Annotated in this window: 2 protein-coding genes and 1 pseudogene; all 3 read left to right on the forward strand. The window is 75.4% G+C overall.

The window, feature by feature from the left end:
- Positions 1-180, forward strand: a 180-nt coding sequence (locus FRZ03_RS19490) for an LPXTG cell wall anchor domain-containing protein (protein WP_146466457.1), incomplete at its 5' end; no start/stop codon positions are given.
- A gap of 171 nt (positions 181-351) precedes the next feature.
- Entirely contained in the window at positions 352-591 is a 240-nt protein-coding gene (locus tag FRZ03_RS19495) for a chaplin (RefSeq protein ID WP_146466458.1), read from the forward strand.
- Positions 592-809: 218 nt separating this feature from the next.
- Positions 810-1,079: pseudogene (locus FRZ03_RS39215) on the forward strand (hypothetical protein); the annotation flags it as partial.

Below are 1,079 nucleotides of genomic sequence, written 5' to 3' on the forward strand. Positions count from 1 at the left end.
GGTGGGGAGACCACGCCGCCCCCGTACGGCGGCGGTGAGAGCCCCCACCCGGGCACGCCCTCGCTGCCGCACACCGGTGGCAACGCCCGCGCCATGATCGCGACCTCGGCGGCCAGCGCCGCGCTGATCGTGGCCGGTGCGGTGCTCTACCGCCGCGGCCGGAGCACCGCCCGCCGGTGACGTCCAGGAGGACCCCCGCACACGCCCGTGCGGGGGTCCTCGCGCGCGTGCCGGGCCGTCGGTCGAGCGAGGATCACCCCTTTGGCGGCACAACCCGCGAGGGCGGGGCGCGTTGACACAACGCCGGGTATCCGCCCGGATGTTTGTGTCGATCCCAAGGAGCACCTTTCCATGTCGCGTATCGCGAAGGGTCTGGTCCTGACCTCTGCCGCCGTCGCGGCCGTCGCCGGCACCGCCGGTGTCGCCGCCGCCGACGCGGGCGCGGGCGGCGTCGCCGCCAACTCGCCGGGCGTCGTGTCGGGCAATGTCATCCAGGTCCCGATCCACCTGCCGATCAACCTCTGCGGCAACAGCATCGACGTCATCGGCGTGCTGAACCCGGCGTTCGGCAACACCTGCGTCAACGGCTGACGCCCGCCGCGGACCCTCGACCGGCCGTCCACCCCCGCATCCGTCGCGGGGTGGGCGGCCGGTTCGCCGTGTCCGGGGGAACACGGCCCGGCACGTCCGTTACGGCGGACGGGGCAGCGGGCGGCCCGGACGGGGCAGGAGGCGTAGCGAGCGGTTGCGGGGCACGGGCGGCGAACCGACGGTGGCTTCGTATCCGATCCCCTCCGAAAGGAACCCTCATGCGCGCTCTGCCCGCGCGGCGCCTCGCCTCCACCGCCGTCGGCGCCGCCGTCCTGGCCGCCGTCACCGGCCCGGTCGCCGTCGCCGTCTCCGCCGACTCGACGCGAGACCGCGCCGACGCCGGGGCCTTCCAGACCTCGCTGCCCGGCGCCGCGAAACTGCTCGCCCAGGTCAGGGCCCTGGACCGCAGCGGCTCCGTGCCCAAGCAGGTCGTCACCCTGCTCGACCGGTCGCTGACCGAGGGCAGACTGCCGGCGGCGGAGGCCGGG

The sequence above is a fragment of the Streptomyces misionensis genome (assembly GCF_007896895.1).
GTDB classification, from domain to species: Bacteria; Actinomycetota; Actinomycetes; order Streptomycetales; family Streptomycetaceae; genus Streptomyces; species Streptomyces misionensis_A.

Bases quoted from the DNA above. Each gene is read 5' to 3' on its own strand.
- FRZ03_RS19495 (WP_146466458.1), top strand. From the start codon at position 352: ATGTCGCGTATCGCGAAGGGTCTGGTCCTGACCTCTGCCGCCGTCGCG.